General features: G+C 44.7%; 20 protein-coding genes. 4 read left to right on the top strand and 16 right to left on the bottom strand.

Annotation, left to right across the window (positions count from 1 at the left end):
* Positions 1-8: 8 nt before the first annotated feature.
* Both cobD and IV55_RS05025 read right to left on the bottom strand, forming a co-directional pair.
* Positions 9-1,091: a threonine-phosphate decarboxylase CobD gene (cobD, locus tag IV55_RS05030; RefSeq protein WP_057809973.1), complete on the bottom strand. Its 1,083-nt coding sequence runs from the start codon at positions 1,089-1,091 to the stop codon at positions 9-11.
* Positions 1,088-1,606 (bottom strand): ECF transporter S component, encoded by a 519-nt coding sequence (locus IV55_RS05025; protein ID WP_057809971.1) that lies wholly within the window; start codon positions 1,604-1,606, stop codon positions 1,088-1,090. The genes cobD and IV55_RS05025 overlap by 4 nt, the downstream gene beginning before the upstream one ends.
* A 303-nt stretch (positions 1,607-1,909) precedes the next feature.
* On the opposite strand from IV55_RS05025, the gene IV55_RS05020 reads away from it, so the two are divergent.
* Together IV55_RS05020 and IV55_RS05015 are read left to right on the top strand one after the other, a co-directional pair.
* The gene (locus tag IV55_RS05020) at positions 1,910-2,482 is read left to right on the top strand and encodes a cob(I)yrinic acid a,c-diamide adenosyltransferase (RefSeq protein WP_057809969.1); all 573 of its coding nucleotides are present in this window, start codon (positions 1,910-1,912) and stop codon (positions 2,480-2,482) included.
* A 21-nt stretch (positions 2,483-2,503) separates the two neighbouring features.
* Positions 2,504-3,040 (top strand): histidine phosphatase family protein, encoded by a 537-nt coding sequence (locus IV55_RS05015; RefSeq protein ID WP_057809967.1) that lies wholly within the window; start codon positions 2,504-2,506, stop codon positions 3,038-3,040.
* A gap of 46 nt (positions 3,041-3,086) precedes the next feature.
* Here the strand turns inward: IV55_RS05015 and IV55_RS05010 are convergent, their stop codons facing one another.
* The 5 genes from IV55_RS05010 to rbsR all read right to left on the bottom strand — a co-directional run bounded on the left by IV55_RS05010 (position 3,087) and on the right by rbsR (position 7,871).
* Positions 3,087-3,545, bottom strand: a complete 459-nt coding sequence (locus IV55_RS05010; protein WP_186808462.1) for a flavodoxin — start codon at positions 3,543-3,545, stop codon at positions 3,087-3,089.
* Between the two features lie 369 nt (positions 3,546-3,914).
* Positions 3,915-4,838 carry a ribokinase gene (gene rbsK / locus IV55_RS05005; protein ID WP_057809962.1) on the bottom strand — a complete coding sequence of 308 codons (924 nt, stop codon included), beginning with the start codon at positions 4,836-4,838 and terminating at the stop codon, positions 3,915-3,917.
* A 102-nt stretch (positions 4,839-4,940) separates the two neighbouring features.
* Positions 4,941-6,296: an L-fucose:H+ symporter permease gene (gene fucP / locus IV55_RS05000; RefSeq protein WP_057809961.1), complete on the bottom strand. Its 1,356-nt coding sequence runs from the start codon at positions 6,294-6,296 to the stop codon at positions 4,941-4,943.
* A gap of 21 nt (positions 6,297-6,317) precedes the next feature.
* The gene (gene rbsD, locus IV55_RS04995; RefSeq protein WP_057809960.1) at positions 6,318-6,713 is read right to left on the bottom strand and encodes a D-ribose pyranase; all 396 of its coding nucleotides are present in this window, start codon (positions 6,711-6,713) and stop codon (positions 6,318-6,320) included.
* Between the two features lie 150 nt (positions 6,714-6,863).
* Positions 6,864-7,871, bottom strand: a complete 1,008-nt coding sequence (gene rbsR / locus IV55_RS04990; RefSeq protein WP_057809959.1) for a ribose utilization transcriptional repressor RbsR — start codon at positions 7,869-7,871, stop codon at positions 6,864-6,866.
* A gap of 279 nt (positions 7,872-8,150) precedes the next feature.
* Here rbsR and IV55_RS04985 point away from each other — a divergent pair, with 279 nt between their 5' ends.
* Positions 8,151-8,579 (top strand): Spx/MgsR family RNA polymerase-binding regulatory protein, encoded by a 429-nt coding sequence (locus IV55_RS04985; protein ID WP_057809958.1) that lies wholly within the window; start codon positions 8,151-8,153, stop codon positions 8,577-8,579.
* A 334-nt stretch (positions 8,580-8,913) separates the two neighbouring features.
* Here IV55_RS04985 and IV55_RS04980 read toward each other — a convergent pair whose 3' ends face one another.
* From IV55_RS04980 to deoC, 9 genes are all read right to left on the bottom strand, one after another.
* Positions 8,914-9,483, bottom strand: coding sequence for a hypothetical protein (locus tag IV55_RS04980; RefSeq protein WP_057809956.1), 570 nt, complete (start codon positions 9,481-9,483; stop codon positions 8,914-8,916).
* Positions 9,484-9,485: 2 nt separating this feature from the next.
* Complete coding sequence (locus IV55_RS04975; protein ID WP_057809954.1) at positions 9,486-10,199, bottom strand: hypothetical protein; 714 nt, start codon at positions 10,197-10,199, stop codon at positions 9,486-9,488.
* A gap of 61 nt (positions 10,200-10,260) precedes the next feature.
* Positions 10,261-11,106, bottom strand: a complete 846-nt coding sequence (locus tag IV55_RS04970) for a competence protein ComK (RefSeq protein WP_057809952.1) — start codon at positions 11,104-11,106, stop codon at positions 10,261-10,263.
* A 126-nt stretch (positions 11,107-11,232) separates the two neighbouring features.
* Positions 11,233-12,564: a cytosine permease gene (locus IV55_RS04965; RefSeq protein WP_057809950.1), complete on the bottom strand. Its 1,332-nt coding sequence runs from the start codon at positions 12,562-12,564 to the stop codon at positions 11,233-11,235.
* Between the two features lie 258 nt (positions 12,565-12,822).
* Complete coding sequence (locus IV55_RS04960) at positions 12,823-14,124, bottom strand: pyrimidine-nucleoside phosphorylase (RefSeq protein WP_057809948.1); 1,302 nt, start codon at positions 14,122-14,124, stop codon at positions 12,823-12,825.
* Positions 14,111-15,097 (bottom strand): sugar-binding transcriptional regulator, encoded by a 987-nt coding sequence (locus IV55_RS04955; protein WP_057809946.1) that lies wholly within the window; start codon positions 15,095-15,097, stop codon positions 14,111-14,113. Before IV55_RS04955 ends, IV55_RS04960 begins: the two co-directional genes overlap by 14 nt.
* A 130-nt stretch (positions 15,098-15,227) precedes the next feature.
* Positions 15,228-15,938 (bottom strand): purine-nucleoside phosphorylase, encoded by a 711-nt coding sequence (gene deoD / locus IV55_RS04950; RefSeq protein WP_057809944.1) that lies wholly within the window; start codon positions 15,936-15,938, stop codon positions 15,228-15,230.
* A gap of 40 nt (positions 15,939-15,978) precedes the next feature.
* Positions 15,979-17,178: a phosphopentomutase gene (locus IV55_RS04945; RefSeq protein ID WP_057809942.1), complete on the bottom strand. Its 1,200-nt coding sequence runs from the start codon at positions 17,176-17,178 to the stop codon at positions 15,979-15,981.
* A 72-nt stretch (positions 17,179-17,250) separates the two neighbouring features.
* Positions 17,251-17,928 carry a deoxyribose-phosphate aldolase gene (gene deoC / locus IV55_RS04940; protein ID WP_057809940.1) on the bottom strand — a complete coding sequence of 226 codons (678 nt, stop codon included), beginning with the start codon at positions 17,926-17,928 and terminating at the stop codon, positions 17,251-17,253.
* A gap of 337 nt (positions 17,929-18,265) precedes the next feature.
* Here deoC and IV55_RS04935 point away from each other — a divergent pair, with 337 nt between their 5' ends.
* Positions 18,266-18,814 (top strand): sigma-70 family RNA polymerase sigma factor, encoded by a 549-nt coding sequence (locus tag IV55_RS04935; protein ID WP_057809938.1) that lies wholly within the window; start codon positions 18,266-18,268, stop codon positions 18,812-18,814.
* Positions 18,815-18,826: the final 12 nt, after the last annotated feature.

Raw genomic sequence — 18,826 nt, 5'->3', positions numbered from 1 at the left:
TCTACCTTTCAGTTTGTCAGCCTCTGAGTTAGCGCTTGAATTAACTTCACATTACTTTGATGATACTTAACAGCAACTCGGTAGTAGTACTCACTCAGCCCAACAAAATCCTCACAGCGTCGAATCATAATACCGTCTTGCCACAACTGATTCCGAAGGTTTGAATCGTTCGCTTTAAAAAGATAGAAATTTGCGGCGCTGGAGAAAACTTGAACGTTTGGGACTCGTTCCAGGGAAGTCTTTAAATAAGCGCTTTCATTCGCTAACCAACTTGTCGTTTTTTCAATATATGCGGTATCTTCGTACATTTTTTTCCCGAAGTTCTCAGCAAATGTATTAACTGACCAAGTTTCCTCAACACGCTTCAATTTCTCACTTAAATCGTGATTATTCGTGATGGAGAATCCTAAACGAAGTCCTGGAATTGCAAAGAATTTTGTCGCAGACCGAATTACAATCAGTGGATCGTTTTCCTTCATCCTCGGAATCATGCTGGCTGAATCATTTACAACGAAATCCATAAAAGCTTCATCAATGACTAACCATTTTTGAGTTGCCTTACAATAGCTCAATAATTCACTTAAATCTTCAGGACTTGTCAACTTACCTGTTGGGTTATTTGGATTTCCAACACATATTACTTGAGCTTCCGTTGCATTTTTCTTAAGCCAATTAATCAACCGTGAGACATCTAAACAAAAGTCATTCGATTCAGACAATTGATAGGACAATACCTCTGTCCCAAAAATTGAAAAGCTTCTACGGTACTCACTAAACGCCGGTTCAACCACAACAGCTTGCTTTGCTTTCAAAGCTAAAGCAACATCTCGTAATATTGCGACAGCACCGTTACCTACACTCACCATTTCAGATGTGACAGAAAACTGTCGTGCTAATGCTTCACGAAGCGTCTTATAGCTTTCATCTGGATATCTATTCAATTGCGCTATTCCCTGCTCAACAACAGAATTGAGGCTAGTTGGTACACCGTTAGGATTAATATTGGCGCTAAAATCAAGAAAAGTATTGGGATCAACCTTTAATGCATCACTTACTTCGCGAAGGTTGCCTCCGTGACGCGCGGTTCTCATTTATGTACTCCAACGCTTAGAAAATCTGCTTCTTTCTGCCTATTTGGTAAGGCAACATAAATTAATTCACAAAGAACTAAATTAGCTACAGTTGCAACAGTAAGTGGAACAAACAATGCAAAAATTGTTGCTTTTAGAATCGGGTACAGTAGTGGAATTTCTAGTGGTACGTTCAAAATGTATCCAACAACATCTGATCCTAAGACAGAACCTAGTTTGCTTTTGCCGAAATGACGACGTAGCCATCCAAAAACGAACATACAAACTGCCATGTTAAATCCGATAATAAGATGAACCGGTAATGTAAGTGGAAATCCAGATAACAATGCCGATACCATATGACCAAAAAAGCCAAGAAATGCACCAAACCATGGTCCAAGTAAAATTGCACCGAGAAATGCTGGTGCAGAATCTAACGCAATCGATCCCATGATTTTAACGTTCGCTCCAACCACACAAAGTGCCAACAATAGTGCTGCCAGCATAGAACGTTTTAAAGCATTTGAATTACCCATCTATCTGTATCTCCCCAGTTATTGATTCCTTGAAGCAAGCTACATCGTCTCTTAACTCGATTATGTAGAAGCACATAATCAAAATGAATTCGCTTTCCCTTTGGTCACGAAAAGTATAGCAAAGCTCACAATCCAAGCAATGACAACAAGTTGCTGTGATTAGTGTTATTTTGCGTTTACTTATGATGTATGAATTTGTTGTGTTCTTTTAATATGACAACATGCCTAGTTGATGATGGAGTACATTAGCCTTGAAACAATTGTTTTTCTCTTACAAAACTTCAAATTTAAAGGAGCTTTCTTATGGTTAAAATCTATACAAAAACCGGTGATCACGGTCAAACCAGAATCATTGGCAAAAAAATTGTTGATAAAAACGATCCTCGCGTCAACGCATACGGTACTGTCGACGAGCTCAACTCTTGGATTGGATTTATTATTTCTGGGTTGAACGACAAAACAAACGTACTATATGATGAGTTAACTGAAATCCAACAATTACTCTTTGATGCTGGAACTGATTTAGCCACTTTAAAGGGTGATACACGGCACGAGTACATCTTCAACAATGATGGCACAGCAACTGGATGGCTAGAAAAGAAGATTGATGACTATACAGCCGTAGCCCCGCAAGTTCAAAAATTCATCTTGCCCGGCGGGACTCAAACTGCCTCGGCGCTGCATTACGCCAGAACGGTAACTAGACGTGCAGAACGTGAAATTGTCGCCTTGCAATCACTAGATGACATCAATCCAGATGTTTTAATATTCATCAACCGTCTTTCTGACTATTTCTTTGCAGCCGCACGCTATGCAAACGTCTTGGAGAAAAAGGAAGATATTTTGTACCGTAACAGTCGCCCCGTCTTTAAATAATAAATGGGAACACTGTATTTAATGCGCCACGCAACTACCTATGCGAATGAGCAACGAATCCTGCAGGGACGACTGGATACGCAGCTCACGGACTTAACACCAGATGGTATTGCCCTGGCACGCAAGCAACAACAGTTCCTGTCACAACACAAAATGGATGTTTGCTTTTCCAGCCCGCTCAAGCGAGCAACCTCTACAGCAAAGATATTGTTTCAAAATTACGATGTTTTAATAAAACCCGATCCTCGCTTGGTTGAGGTTGATTATGGCATCTGGAATGGCACATCAATTGATGAACTAAAACAAAAACATCCACGCTATTGGGACTCTCATTTAAACGACATGGTGGTAGATGAATCATGCAACCCAGAGCGTGAATCCGAAAATCAAGTTTTGCAGAGAATTACATCTTTTAAAAGGATGTTAGAAACAGACTACCGCCATAAACAGGTTGTCGTTGTGACGCACGGCTACATCATTTCAAAATGGCTAGAGTTAGCAGGCACATCAGTTATAGAGCCTGTTCAAAACTTGCAAACTATCACATTACCAATTTAAAAAGGAGTTCAACATCTTCCGATGTCGAACTCCTTTTTAGATTAGATTAAACTGTCTTACTACTGGTTGTTTTAATTAATTCACTAACGAATCCCTGTAATGTTTCAATATCTTCTTCATAAGGTTCTAGGTCAATTTTCACACTACTAGAGCCCTGCGTTGCACCCGTCTTTTTAAAAGCTGCTTCAAATTCATCAACCGCTTTATTAAAATCATCACCATAAAACACATCACCTGATCCGGCAACACCAAACGTTTTTCCTTTTAAATCAGACGTTTGAAGTTCTTCATAGAAATCAAGCCCCTCTTCTGGTAAGGCACCTTCATCATATGTATACGCACAAACTACACAAATATCTACATCTTCAAATTCGCTGACATCAGTTTGAGACATTTCACTTTTAACGACTTCAACATTTTTTGCCCTTAGTGCATCGACAATAATGTTAGCAATTTCTTCGTTATTACCAGTAATGGTTGCATACACGACTAAAGCTTTCATAATAGACTACCCCTTAATTTACTTTCCTAAGCTATAGCCTACTACATATAAACAATATCTTTTTGCTATCGTTTAGTTCGCAAAATAATAATAGCTACTGAAAACTGCGTATTACGAACTACCAAGTACTTCCTCCACGATTGCTAAGCGCCTCGCAATCGACGCAGTGGCTCTAGCAGTGTCACAAGACCATCTTCTCAATGCTCAGCAACGTATGTATTTAGTCTTTTAAATCTGTTTTTCCCGGCGACTTTGGGATTGTACTACGGTTCCTTCATGATACTTACCAAAAGTATTTAACGAAAATTATGAGAATAAAAAAGTCGTTCCCATAAAATGAGAACGACTTTTACATACGCAATTTAACTACATTTACTTATTATATTCAGCCTTAATCTCTTCCAACATTGGAATTGAAGGTTGTGCCCCTAACCGTTGAACGGTCAATGATGAGGCATGGTTGGCGAAGACAATGGCGTCACGCATGTTGCTGAAGTCTGTCTTCAACTGTGAGCTCAAGGCACCTAAGAAGGTGTCGCCGGCTGCTGTCGTATCCACAGCCTTCACCTTGAAGGCATCAACGAAGCCACTGCCATCTTGATTTGCATAGAAGGCACCACGTGAGCCAACGGTGATGATCAATTCCTTACAACCCATTTGGGCAAACTTCGCAGCGTTCAATAGCATTGAAGCGGCATCTGTCACTTCAATCCCAGTAATCGTTGCTGCTTCAGTTTCGTTAGGACAGATTAAATCAGTCACTTTCAACAAGTCAGCAGGCATTGTTGGTACAGCCGGTGCTGGATTCAAGATAGTCGTTACGCCAACAGATTGGGCGTATTCAAAGGCATACGTGGTTGTTTCAATTGGTGTTTCAAATTGAGAGATCAAGAAGTCGGCGTCTTTGATGATGTCTTTGGCAGCATCAACGTCTTCCTTACTCAAGGATTGGTTAGAACCGGCGTAAACCAAGATGGAATTCTGACCACTTTCTTGTAACAAGATGTAAGCCTGACCTGATCCACGCTGTTCATCAGTTGTGACAAATTCAGTGCTAATGCCATCAGATTCAAGCGCTTCACGTAACACAGAAGCACCATCATCGGCACCAACTTTACCAATGAAGGCAGTTTGCGCACCAGCACGGGCAGCAGCCACAGCTTGGTTTGCACCCTTCCCACCAGGAGCAGAACTCTTGTCGTTCATTTCCATCGTTTCACCAGGTAAAGGTAAACGTGGGATCCGTAAAATTGAGTCAACGTTTAAACTACCTAAAACAACAACTTTGTTAGCCATAATTGTCCCCTTTAAATTTACATAATTAAGCGTTTTACGCATAATCGATTCACAACTAATTTACCATAAAACAAGTGTTAAATGATAACTTTTATGCGCCGACTAGTGTTCTGCCACCGACTCTGGGTGGGCAACTTCGTAACGATGTTCAAAGTAGAAGTAAGTCGTCACGATGATGAAGCAGATCAGTGGCACGATGAATGAGAATTGCATGGTCGTAAAGTCTGATACGGCACCTTGCAACAATGGCATTACAGCACCACCAATGATGGCCATAACCAGTACGGCCCCGGCTGTTTCGGTGTACTTCTTTTCCGTAACCGTGTCTAACGTATGTGCGTAAATCGTTGGCCATTCTGGTCCGAAGAAAAAGCTAGCTAGAATAGCTGTATAAACAGCTGTCATGTTTGGAATCAAGAACGTTGCTAACAGTGAAATCGTTCCTAGTAATGAGTAAATCGTCAGCACACGGGTGATGGAGAAACGGTTCATCAACCAGTTAGCGACCACTTTACCAAAGAACCACATTGCGTAACTGAAAATCATGAAGGTTGAGGCATCTGCATCACTAATACTGTGATTCAAGTTCAACGCCAACCGAATGGTAAATGACCAGACCGTCGTTTGCATCCCCACGTAGAAGAATTGGGCCATAACACCACGTTGGTAACGTTTATTCGTTGCCAAGTACTTCAATGTTTCGCCTAAGCCCACCTTTTCAGTAGTTGCCTGACCGTCTTCAGCCACGGCCGTTTGCGCCTTTGCTAATGGCATCTTGGTAAATGCAATAACGATGAAGATAACCAACAAAACACCCAAGATGTACTTATATGGTTGCAACGTTAACTGCAACATCTTTTCACCGTAGGCTTGCCGTGCAGCAGGTGCCATGTGAGACATCTTTTCGGATAAGTTACCACCCTGTCCGAAGATCAGGTACTTCCCTAACACGATTCCCAACATGTCACCAAGTGGGACCAATGTTTGTGAGAAGTTCAACCGTGCGTTAGCTTTCTTCTTAGGTCCAAGCATAGATGAGTAAGTGTCACACGCTGTTTCCAAGAAGCTCAAACCAATCGCAATGGCGAAGATGGCAACCAAGAACATACTGTAAGTCGCCATTCGAGAAGCTGGGAAGAACATACTACAACCCACGATGTAGGCCAGTAACCCAGTCATAATTGCAAATTTATAAGAACTCTTCTTGATAACCAGTGAAGCGGGAATGGCAATCAAGAAGTAGCCACCGTAAAAGGCACTTTGAACAAAGGCGGTAGCTAAATCACTCAACTGGAACACCGTCTTAAACTGGGTGATTAAAATATCGTTCAAACTTGCTGCGGCACCCCACAATGGGAAAATCAATGACACTAATAGGAATGTAAAAATTGGTGTGCGGGAGAGATACCCATCTGATAATTGCTGAACCGGCTGTTTCTTAGCTGCTGTTTCTTGCATGATATTGATCCTTTCTGGCGACTAGAACGTCACGCCACTTTCTAAAATAATGTTGGAGTAAGCGGTCATTTCCCCTGTCCGAACAAAGGCATGAGTTTGCTTCAAGTCTTGCTTTAACTGACTGTGTGGCACAAAGGTAATTGGCGTGTCAGGCAACAACTTTTTAATGGCGGTTAATTGTTCTGGATTAACCGTTTTGATTTCTTCGGCTAAATAGATGTGTTGAACTTCCATCTCACTCAAGATGTTAGTTAAGACATCAATGAAGCTTGGCAATTGCTTCGTAACTGCCAAATCGATCTTTTCAATATCAGCTGGTACAGGCATACCGGCATCCCCAATGGATAACCAGTCCATGTGCCCCATATTTGCAATGACGCGTGATAAGTCTGAGTTAATAACTGTGGTCTTTTTCATGTCGTTTCTCCCTTACGTTTTTTGGTTAGTAAAACGTTTTACTTAAAAAGATTGTCGCCATCACCTAACTCGGCAATGGCGTCGCTCATATCTAGTAAAACGTTTTATCAGCACAAGCAATGTGAAAAGATTATCACACTCTGCAAAGGCTTACAAGACTTTCACGGAATTTCTTTTCATCAGCTCAACATCGACCACTTTTAACTGTGGGGCAAGGTTTGGTTCGCGTAGACGCTTCATAATCATCTGACTGGCCCACAAGCCCATTTCATAAACCGGTTGGTGGACAGTCGTTAGCCGTGGTGTCACATATTCATCCAGATCAATGTCATCATAACCGACCACAGAAACATCCTCTGGCACCCGAATTCCTCGATTCGTTAGACCCCTAATTAGCCCAATTGCTAGCTCATCATTGGTACAAAAGACAGCGGTTGCATGTGAATCTATCACATTGTTAACAACGTCGACCCCACCTTGTTTGGACAATTCGGTAGGAAAAATCATGGCGTCATCAAAGGTTAATTTACGCTGTGCTAAGGCACTCCGATACCCAGCCAACCGGAGCCGAACATTCTGTGACGGCTGAGTCGGCAAAATCACGGCAATCTTAGTATGGCCTGCATCTAATAGATGATTAGTCGCCATTTCACCACCACGTTCATCATCGACAATGATCCGATCCCCTTCATTGATCGGGTCATTTTGATCAAACAATAGGTAAGGAATGTCATTTCTGTTCAATAGACCGTCCAGTTCTTGTTTACCAATCGCTGAACTCGCAATGATCACGCCATCGACGCCACGTTCAACCAACGTTCGTAGATAATAGCGTTCTAAATCCTCGTTACGATCAGCTGACAAAATAATTGGCACACATTCATGCTCATACATCGCATCTTGAATACCACGCAGGAACATACTAAAAAAAGGATTCACCAGGTTGGGAATCAACACGCCGACCGTTTTCATCGAGTGACTGATTAAATTACGCGCATTGAAGTTCGGTACGTAACCCAGCTGATCACGCAATTGCAGCACCTTTTCTTTTGTTGCTACAGGAAAGCGGTCCCCTTTACCGTTTAGGATTTGGGAAACTGTTGTGATTGATAAATCCGCTGCTTTTGCAACGTCCTTGATTGTAATCCGCTTTGCCATTTTTCTGTCCCGTCTGCTTACTAATTTAGGTTCCTTAATTATCATATCAAAAAGCGCTTACAGAAACAGCACCTGGGCTGTGGATAAAAAAAGTTTTTACAGTTAATTTACCGTTTGTAAACGTGACTAAACTTGCGCTTCAAGTACACTTCCTAATTGGGAAAGTGGTACTTAATTTTGTTAGCTTACGAACCGGAACAAATAGTACGCATTTTGAATTTCTTTCGCTATAATGTGTGCATGTAAGAAATTAATTGTACACAATCGGAGATGACAATCATGATTGAAGTATACACAATTCCATCCAACCTACCTTCACGTCAGTCCGTTAGTTGGCTGACCGAAAATAACGTACCTTTCATCGAAATCAAAGTTCGTACTAACAAGAACACATTGTCCGTTGATCAGTTGAAGCAGTTTTTGGCCGCTTCAGAAAATGGTTTAGACGACCTGTTAGCATTCCAGTCCACCGCCTATCGTAAGTTCAAGGCTACTCACGACCCGGACAACATGAGCTTGCAACAGATGCTGACGGCCATGGCGAATGATCCACATCTCATTCACTATCCATTATTATTTGACCGTGATGCCAAGTTGCTACAGTCAGGGTTCTCGCAAGACGAAATTCGTGTCTTCTTGCCACGTGCAGTGCGGACACAAGAACTTCAACAGTTACTACAACGTGAATTACTTGAGACTGCCAAGTAGTCTGTGTCCACCAAAGCAAAAAAAATAGTCCATCGCTGAACCAGACTGCATTTCGTAGCCTGCTTCAACGATGGACTATTTTTATTTCCGATTATCATCGGACAACGGTTAGCGATGGTGCAAGCCGTTTCTTTAGCCGATAACTGGCCTTGTGTCGTTGTCCCAAGGCCAACGCACTCCGCCAACGCCAAGTCATTAGCGATAGCCGGAAGATGTCGCGCCAAGAGCGTTGGCTGTGCAAGAATTGCGCGAAGCCTGAGCGTTAAGACGCTACATCTTCCCGACGGCGAGTGAAACGAACTCGCTAATGGCGTGGTGTTGGCGGACACAGCTCTTAGTCCTCAACTAACGACATAATCTCAGCACTCAAGGACTGTAGACTCTGCGCAGGTAACGCTGGGTTAAACCGCCGCAGGATCTGCAAACCAGTTTCTAACAGCCACTGTGCATCTGCGCTCATCCCCAAAACCGTGTGAAAGGCTAATTCAACATCAGTCGCACGCCCATCAATGACTTTAGCTGCCAAATCATCAGGTTCAGCCGCGTAGAAATTTGCCCGCACCTGGTCATGAAGTAGCTGAAAATCACTCACTTGTGTTTCAAAACGACTCATGACTTTTGCCAGCCGATCATGCAATTGTTGGCTATGTGTCGCAAATGTTGTCATATCAGGCGTTTTTTCTTCACTCACAGCTGCGTAGTCGCTGGTCAGTAAGTTAACTTCCAGCAAGCAGACAAACGCGTCGTTTAATAACGGTGTCGCGTCAAAGGTTACGCCGTTCAATAAGCCATCTAAGTGTAATCCGGCTAAACCTGTCACATCTTGTAATGGCGTTTCGGCGCGTAGATTGCGTGTGTGAAGCAGCTGCTTATCTAATTTTGATAATGGTAAAGCATAACTCATGGCTAGTCCTCCTTCGGTGCACCCGGATTTTGCCCTGGAAAGGCACTGCTATTGTCTGCACTTGTGGCTTGTGATTCAACTGGTGCAGCTTGAGAGGCTTCGGGTGTGTCAGAAACAGTTGGTGCCTCTGCCTGCATGTCGTTTGTATTAATTTCATGTTCCTGGGGACCGTGTTTAGGCGCCAACTTAGACTGGATTTCAGTCGCCACTGGCTCAATATCAACGTCTTTGTTCAAAGTGGCCATAATTTCTAGAATGTTGAAAAATTCCCACTTCAAATCGACCTGAAACATAATGTAGTCATAGCCAAAATGGTCCTGTGCTGACCATTGTTCCCGTGGCGTCTTCAATAGTTGCTGTGGAAATCCTTGTTCCGCATCCTTTGCTAAATGTGTGCGTTCCTGCTCAAATGGCATGAATGCATCTAGGTGTGCCTTCGTGTTCGCTGCTAACCGGTCACCGGTAATCTTGTGCCACGTTTGCAACTGTCCCCACCAAGCTTGATTAATGATGTCGACCAAACGATTGAAGTCGAGCTGTGCTGCGACATAATCCTCTAATAAGTCGTTTACATCAACATCCGCACCTTCAAACGTTCCAGTCATGGTCGGAACGTTTTTGAGTGTTTCAAATGCGGACAATGGTTCATGAACAGGAATTTGATAATCGTGAAATACCTGTTGTTCTTGTTTAGTAATGGGACTGGTCACTGTCATTTAAAAAGCCTCACTTTTCTTTATTATCCCTATCATACCGCTGGTGGCAGCGCAATCACAGCTATTTATCCGCTGGCTTTTTGGCAGTGGGAAAATGTCGATTCTTCGGCATGATATCTGCACCACGCGCTGCGATAAAGGCGCGAATGTCGGCTGCTAACGTTTCCACCTCTAAACCTAATTGATCGCCATAACCTTCCATCAAATACGTTTCGATAGCGGCGGTCATCATCGCCTCCATACCAAAACTGTACAGCTCTCGGGGATTCTTCAACTGCACTTCCGGCCAGCAATGCAGTGTATGGGCCAATTTATTTTCCAGCTTCGGTCGCTGTTTATTAAAACCGCCATATTCAATGAGTGAGGCTTGATACTCCTTTTGCAATTCACCAATCGTCGCGGCCTCGACTAAACGACTGTGCAGGAAATAATGGGACATCGGTAAAAGTAACTTTAGATGGTTATCAAAAACCAATAGCGCATCTGATTCAAAGGATTGCAGGCTCGTAATGTGATAGAAACCAAGCCACCCTGCCTGATACCCTGTCGGCCCCGCCGTTGGCACAAAACCATATTGGCCGAACACGTATGGTACATAATGATGCTGGCCAGCAAATTGATGGGCAATCCGCATGTGCTGAAAGGTCAACCAATGCCGTTCAATAACTGCTTTGATCAGGGTGCTCGTGGCTTGATGACTTAAAAATGGCCCCAGGTGCCGATCCAAAATCAAAGTTACCTTTTGATCACCTTTGGTCACTGGATATATTAATAAAGTTGTATCCAATTTCATGACGTACTCATCATGATAGACCCAGTTAGCCAGTGCATCCGCAAGCACCTCCTGCTTGCGAAGATCAATCGTACAGTCCATTAAACGACGACTAGAAAAATGTGCTATTGTCATAATTATTTTGCCTTACCCCTTTTAGTTATAAATGTTCATAAATTTATTTATACCGACAAAAATGCCGGGCCATCCCGTGAGTATTCACGAGTTGACCCGGCACGATTCTTTTATAATGAAGCGTCACTATTTATCAGTCACACGCACATGGCGGTGACGTGTTGCAAAGGCTCGACTAGCAGTCAAATGTAACCCTGCTGTCAGTAACATCGATAAACCGGTGGCCCCTAAACTGCTGGTCACAAACGGTAATTGACGTAAGACGAAGTAACTAACGATGCCAACGAACCAGGCAGCATATGCTAACCAATTGATTTTGGGTGCGTTGGTAAAGTCAGCTAACGAATAGTGCCGATCATGCAGGATATAATAATCGACTAAAATAATCGCAATTTCTGGTCCTAGAATCATCCCCACGTAATCCAAGAACAACGTGAAGACACTCAAGAAGCTACTAGACCACAACGGAATCAAGGTCATCAGTGTGGCCACCACCGTTACCAACCACAGTGCCGGCGTCAGCTTCAATCGTTTGAACACGTTGGTTAAGGCTGACCCAGCCGCCATCAAGTTCACGGCATTGGCTGTCGTACTGGTTAAGACGATCACGACCATTGCTAAGACGCCTAGCCCCAGCCGTGAAGCGACTGTACTTGGATCTGATGCGTTAGGGTCAAAGGCATTTAACGTCACCGCTGCCCCAATGGTCGCAATCACACCGACCATCGCAAACCAAAACAGTCCGATGGTTCCGCCAACAAATGGTGCCACTGTTCCGGCCTGTTTCGTCTTCGCAAACTTAGTAAAGTCAGCACCGGCCGTCACCCACGCCAAGTTAAAGGCCGCTAGTGTATCAATGGCGTTCCCCGTGGGCAACTGAAATTTCACAGGTACTTTCCACTGATTCAGCTGATGCAAAGAAACCGTTTGAAAGACTGCCCATGTTTCCCATAAAACGAGGACAATCACGAGCACGATGCCGACCCGTTCAATAACACGAACAGACCGTTGCCCAAGCGAAATGCTGATTAGATGCAGCACTGACATCATCAAGATGCCAAAGATAATCCCTTTTAGGCCACCGCGCTGACCAAACACTGGCCAACCCAGTAAATCATGCAACAAATACCCGATCGAGCCAGCGGCAATAAACGTGTTTACCGCAGCCCAGCCCATAAACTGAACCACGTTGACTAACGATGGCCCAAAGCTGCCCCATTTGCCGAAGGACACCTGGGTCAGTGTCATCGTACTTTTCCGCGTCTGCCAGCCCATGTAGCCCACTAGCGCCAATAAGACATATGCCAGCGGTCCCGTGATGGCTAACACCTTCATGGCACCACCTAATCCTAAAGCAGCGAGGACACCACCGATGTACCAAGTGCCGTTGTTCGCATTGGCGCCAATCCACGTCGCCGTTTGGTCCCAAAAACTCATGTTGTGCTGTTGTTCTTCCATTCCTGTTCCTCCCCTGTGTCGTGTCAGTCAAAAAAAGTGCCACCAACAGAAGCGTCTGTTAGTGACACGTTATTTGTCCCGTTACTGAAAATGACTGAAGCGACACAGCGTCAGCAAAGGTCCGGCAGTATTCAATTCTCCCTACGCTTTCCTGCGCCATGCTCTCACCTCCAAAAAGGTCCGCTCACTGTCGGACAGTTATTTTCTAGAGTATCTTAGCAAGATTTTGACACGACCACAAGGAACAATTGACCGCAATTAATCGGTGATGATTTCGTGAATTAACTTAACAGACTCACCGGCTGCACCGATCTCAATGTTGCTTTGAATGAGTGCTTCAACTTCACTAATATCGGCTTGATCACTGTACACCGTCATCAATGGTTCACCGGCGGTCACCGTATCACCGACCTTCTTGTTTAACCATAAACCAACTGCGTAATCGAGTTGGTCATCTTTCTTTTGCCGACCACCGCCAAGGAGCATGGCAGCAATCCCCATTTCATCAGCCTTCATCTTCGTGATGACACCTGATTTAGCAGCCTTTAAAACAATTTCGTGCGTTGCCTGTGGCATCATTTCAGGATGATCGATCACATCACCATCCCCGCCTTGCGCAACAATCATGGCGCGGAATTTCGCCAGTGCTGAACCGTCGTCAATATGACTTTGTAAGGCTGCCCGTGCGCTAGCGAGGTCCGGTGCTTTACCAGCCATGACGACCATTTGACTCCCAATCGTCAAGACTAAGTCAACTAGATCAGCTGGACCATTCCCCTTTAAAACATCAATTGATTCTTTGATTTCCAACGCGTTACCAATTGCATTCCCCAATGGTTGGTTCATGTCAGAAATAACGGCCATGGCGTTCATACCAACGCCTTTACCAATGGTTACCAATGCCTTCGCTAACGCCACTGCATCAGCTTCGGTTTTCATAAAGGCACCACTACCAGTCTTCACATCTAACACCAGTGCATCAGTCCCACTGGCGATCTTCTTACTCATAATTGAACCGGCGATCAACGGAATCGAATCCACCGTGTCTGTCACGTCACGTAGCGCATAGATCTTCTTGTCAGCCGGCGCGATGTTTCCCGTTGCACCCACGATGGCACAGCCAACATCCCGTAGTTGCTGCTTGAAGGCAGCTTCACTAATCTCAACGGTGTAACCCGGAATTGCTTCTAATTTATCCAGTGTCCCACCGGTATGACCGAGGCCACGACCAGAGATCATCGGCACAGGAATCCCCATTGAAGCCACTAAGGGTGCCAATGGAATACTGGTCTTATCACCGACCCCACCAGTCGAATGCTTGTCGACTTTAACACCATCGATGTCACTCAAGTCCAGTTGATCCCCAGAGTGCAACATGTCCATCGTCAACGTCGTCGTTTCTGCATCAGTCATACCTTGCAAGTAAATGGCCATAAGTAAGGCGCTGATTTGATAATCAGGAATCGAGCCATCAGTCACCCCGTCAATAAAGAATTGAATCTGTTCTGGTGATAATTCCCCACCGTTTCGTTTTACGTCAATTACGTCAACCATTCGCATTGTTCATTTCCTCCATTTGCTTGTCATTACCAAATGCCAATAATTCCACGGCACTGGCTTGATCGATAATGAGTGTGTTTGCGTAGTGTGCCTTTAATGCCCCATGCGCGGCAGGAACTTTCGCCGGATTTGCAGCTACCAAAATGCTATGGGCCTTGGTCTTTAAATCAGGCAGTGCAATCCCAATCGTGCGGCGGTCAATGTCCGGATCCACCACGTGCCCATCTTGATCAATGAACCGTGAGAAGACATCCCCGACCGCATGTTGTTGCAGATAATCCTGTTCTTTTTCCGTGAAGTAGCCGAGTTTAAATAACAACGCTGAATCGCGCACCGTTCCCACCGTAAACACCGCAATGTTCGCCTGGCGTCCCAGTTCAATAATGTGGTGAATATGTGTATCCTGCTCCACTAACTCTTTGGTCTGCTGGTGGTCAAAAATAACAGGCAGCGGTAAGTACTGCGGCAACGTGTGAAAGGCATTAGCGAAGGTGTTGACACTTTCAAATGCGTAGTTGTTACTCTCAGTGTTGGCTACGCTCCCCTTCATCTGAACAACGATAATCCCACTCACGTCCTTAGGATCGAGATGATTGGCGACATGATGCAGGGTCTTACCCCAGCCCAGACCAATGATGTCGTCGTTTTTAACGATACCTTCAATGTACGTGGCTGCGGCAGCCCCAACCCGGTCGAGCAAATCACGTGGCGCAGTGTCCTGCGTGGGCACGACCAAAATGTGTTCAATGTCATATTTTTGTTGCAACAAGCTCTTTAAATCACCAGCTGGTGCCAGCGGATTGGCAATTTCAATCTTCACCAGACCTGTGTCACGTGCATGTTGCAATAGCCGTGAAACCGTTGCGCGCGAAATACCCATTTCAGTGGCGATTTCACCCTGACTCCAGTTATTTTGGTAATACAATTTGGCGGCTTTAAGGCTACTTTCTAATTTACCTGCCTCTGTCTCCATCTTGCTACCACCTCTTTTTGAAAATTTTATTTGTCTTATGCAATTTGTGTTTTAACAAGAAAGAGCAGCCGTTAGCTCTAAGGACTTAGAACCAGCGCCTGCTCTTCGTTAATCTGTATCATTAAGCGACTTACTTACCGGCAATTGCGGTGTCTAATGAGATGTTGATCATGTCGTTAAACGTCTTTTCACGTTCTTCAGCCGTGGTCTTTTCTTCACCAAAGATCAGGTCACTTACTGTCAGAATGGATAATGCCCGGAAGTGTAATTTGGCACCAAGTAGGTATAAACCTGCTGATTCCATTTCCGTTCCGATCACACCATAGTCAGCCAATTTCTTCATGTCCAGTTCGTCATTGTAGAACCGGTCAGCAGCAAAGATGTCCCCAACCTTAGGTGTAATCCCAAGCTTTTGTGCTTCATGGTAAGCTGCGTCCAACAGTTCAAAGTTTGCCAGTGGTGCATAGTGAATACCAGCACCAAAGGTGTTCGCTGTCACAGCTGAATCAGTCGTTGAGCCAGAAGCCAACAACACGTCACGAAGGTGGACATCTGGTGCCATCCCGCCACAAGAGCCAACGCGGATGATGGTCTTAACACCAAAGAACTTAACTAGTTCATTGATGTAAATGGACATGGATGGAATCCCCATCCCTGAGCCTTGAACTGAGATCCGGTGACCTTTGTATTCACCGGTGTAACCAAACGCGTTCCGCACACTGTTGACTTGCTTAACGTTGGTCAAGAAGTTTTCAGCAATGTACTTGGCCCGCAGTGGGTCACCTGGTAATAACACTGTGTCTGCATAGTCGCCCATTTCGGCGCCGATATGTGTACTCATTGTTTTCCTCCTCGGTGGTCTCTGCCACCCTCATCTGAAATTAGGCGTTGGTTACATCATTCAAGAAACTTGTGCCTTCACCGTTACCAGCAACATCAAAGTTATCTAAGATCGTTGCACCCATGTCAGCAAACGTGTTGCGAATGCCTAATGATTGGTCAGCATGCTTCATTGATGGCGAATAAGCCAACAATGGCACGAATTCACGGGTGTGGTCGGTGCCTTTGTAACCAGGGTCGTTCCCATGGTCAGCAGTCAGCATCAACAAATCGTCATCCTTCAAGTTAGCCAAAACCTTTTGTAGGCGTTGGTCAAAGTCCATCAATGCTTGACCGAAGCCTTCTGGGTTCCGACGGTGACCATACATAGCATCAAAGTCCACTAAGTTTGTGAAACAGAAGCCGTGGAAATCACTTGCCATTACTTCGTCCACGTGGTCCATTCCGTCCATGTTACTTTCGTTATGGTAACCCTTGGTAATCCCGTGACCAGAGAAGATATCGTTGATCTTCCCGATTCCGATGACATCCAAGCCAGCAGCCTTTAAACGATCCATATCAGTTTCACCAGTTGGTTCCAAACTGAAGTCATGACGGTTTGCTGTCCGGGTGAAATGATCTTTGTCAGGACCGACATATGGCCGTGCAATGATCCGACCAATGGTCCATTCTGGGCCGTTCACCAAAGTTCTAGCGTATTCACAGATTTTATACAATTCATCAACCGAAATGATATCTTCATGTGCCGCAATCTGAAGCACAGAGTCACCAGAGGTGTACACGATGAGATCACCGGTCTTCATTTGTTGTTCACCATAATCATGAATGACATCTGTCCCTGAGTATGGTTTGTTAACGATGACTTTACGACCAGAGAATTCTTCCAACTTGTGGACCAGTTCTTCAGGGAAGCCATTAGGGAACGTTGATAATGGGTGACGAACAGGTAAGCCCATCATTTCCCAGTGACCGTCCATACTGTCTTTCCCAGCAGAAACTTCCTGCATCTTTCCGAAGGCACCCAGTGCATGTTCAGCGGCTGGTACCCCTTCGATGGGACGATCTGGGCGAATGTTGCTCAAGCCTAACTTCGCCAAGTTCGGAATCGCAAGGTTCCCCTTGTAGAAACTCCCAACGTGTCCTAATGTGTCTGCGCCAACATCATCAAAGTTAGCGGCATCTGGTGCTTCACCAATCCCAACTGAATCCAATACAATTGCAAAAATCCGTTTGTAAGCCATGTTTATGTTCCTTTCGTGTGAACTGCCCGTTTTAGATTAAGCGCTTACATTTTGCTCGTAAGCAAAATGCGCTTATGCTTGTGCCTTTGCTTCTTTCAAAATTTCAACTGATGCGGAAACACCTAACCGGTTAGCGCCTGCTTCGATCATGCCGTAAGCGTCTTCCAATGTGTGAATCCCACCAGCAGCTTTGATCTTGAAGTCAGGACCAACAGTTGCGCGCATCAACTTAACATCTTCAACCTTGGCACCTGATGTTGAGAAACCAGTTGACGTCTTAACAAAGTCAGCGCCACCCTTAACAGTTAATTCTGATGCACGACGTTTTTCGTCATCCGTCAACAAAGCGTTTTCGATGATGACCTTCAATAATTTGCCTTTGGCGTGTGTTGCGTCGGCAACGGCTTTGATGTCTGCTTCCACGATGTCATCATGGTTGCTCTTCAATTCACCAATGTTGATCACCATGTCGATTTCGTCGGCACCATTGTCGATGGCTTCATTAGTTTCAAATACTTTAACGGCAGTTGTGTTGGCACCCAGAGGGAAACCGATAACGGTACAAGTTGCGATGTCTGTACCGGCTAAGCCTGCGTGGACCCGGCTAACCCAGTATGGGTTGATACATACGGAAGCGGTGTTGTTGTCACGTGCCTCAGCAATTGTTTCGTCGATCATTGCCTCAGTTGCTTCTGCTTTAAGCATTGTGTGATCCATGTATTTGGCTAATTCTTCTACTGATAGTTTCATTTTATGAAACCCCTTTCATTTGTCTGACATCAGTATATCAGGGTGCCTGAATATTTGTCCACCGTTTTCTAGAACATTTTTGCACAAACTTTTTAGGCACTTGTAAACTTCATCTTTACAAACGTTGGTAGCCCTTACACTAAGGCGCTTTTTTAGTGCTTTAAAAATTCATTTATAAAACCATTTAGATTCGTTGGGAAACTTCACTGAACGTCTTTTCAGTTCAAAGCTTATCTGGCATGTGGCTAACTTTCTTTGATGGTTCGTTTTCGTGACATTTCGTATGCTACTTCTGACCAAAGGCCTTTGGGACACTAGCAAAACGAGGAAGTCACAAATGTGCATTGAAAATCACGAGCTTTACGAAGCCGCTTTTAACTTTATTACCCACCCTGCCAATGAACGCGTCTTATTCGGTGTCATGAAACGCCTAAATGTTCGCGTGCATGATACTTACTATGAAGATGTTATTTCTGAAGGACGCATTATTTACGCCGCCGTTTACGTGGAATACGTCACTGCGAAACATGAATTTGATGCTGAAAAATTGCGTCGTTACGCTTATCAAAGACTTTACTGGCGGTTACTTGACTACCTGCGTAATCATACGCGTTCAAGCAACCATCAAACACCATTGACAGACGCCATGATTGCTTACCTACCTGATCCACAGACTGCTGGAAGCGTCGAAACCAGTGACTTATTCACCCGTATCGCACTCATCTGTGACGTGGCCGACCGCAGGCTACTCAGTTTACTCATGCAATCTGAGCTGAACATGTCACAAATTGCGCGGCAACTGGGGGTGTCACGACCGACCTTGTACAAACGTCGGCGGATCCTTGCTGCTAAGCTCGCACACTATTTACCGGACTTGCGGCAGTAGACGCTGGCTACT

The organism is Furfurilactobacillus siliginis (assembly GCF_001437435.1).
Lineage (GTDB): Bacteria > Bacillota > Bacilli > Lactobacillales > Lactobacillaceae > Furfurilactobacillus > Furfurilactobacillus siliginis.
The sequence above is the reverse complement of the archived record's forward strand: the minus strand, read 5'-3'. Positions and strand labels throughout refer to the sequence as shown.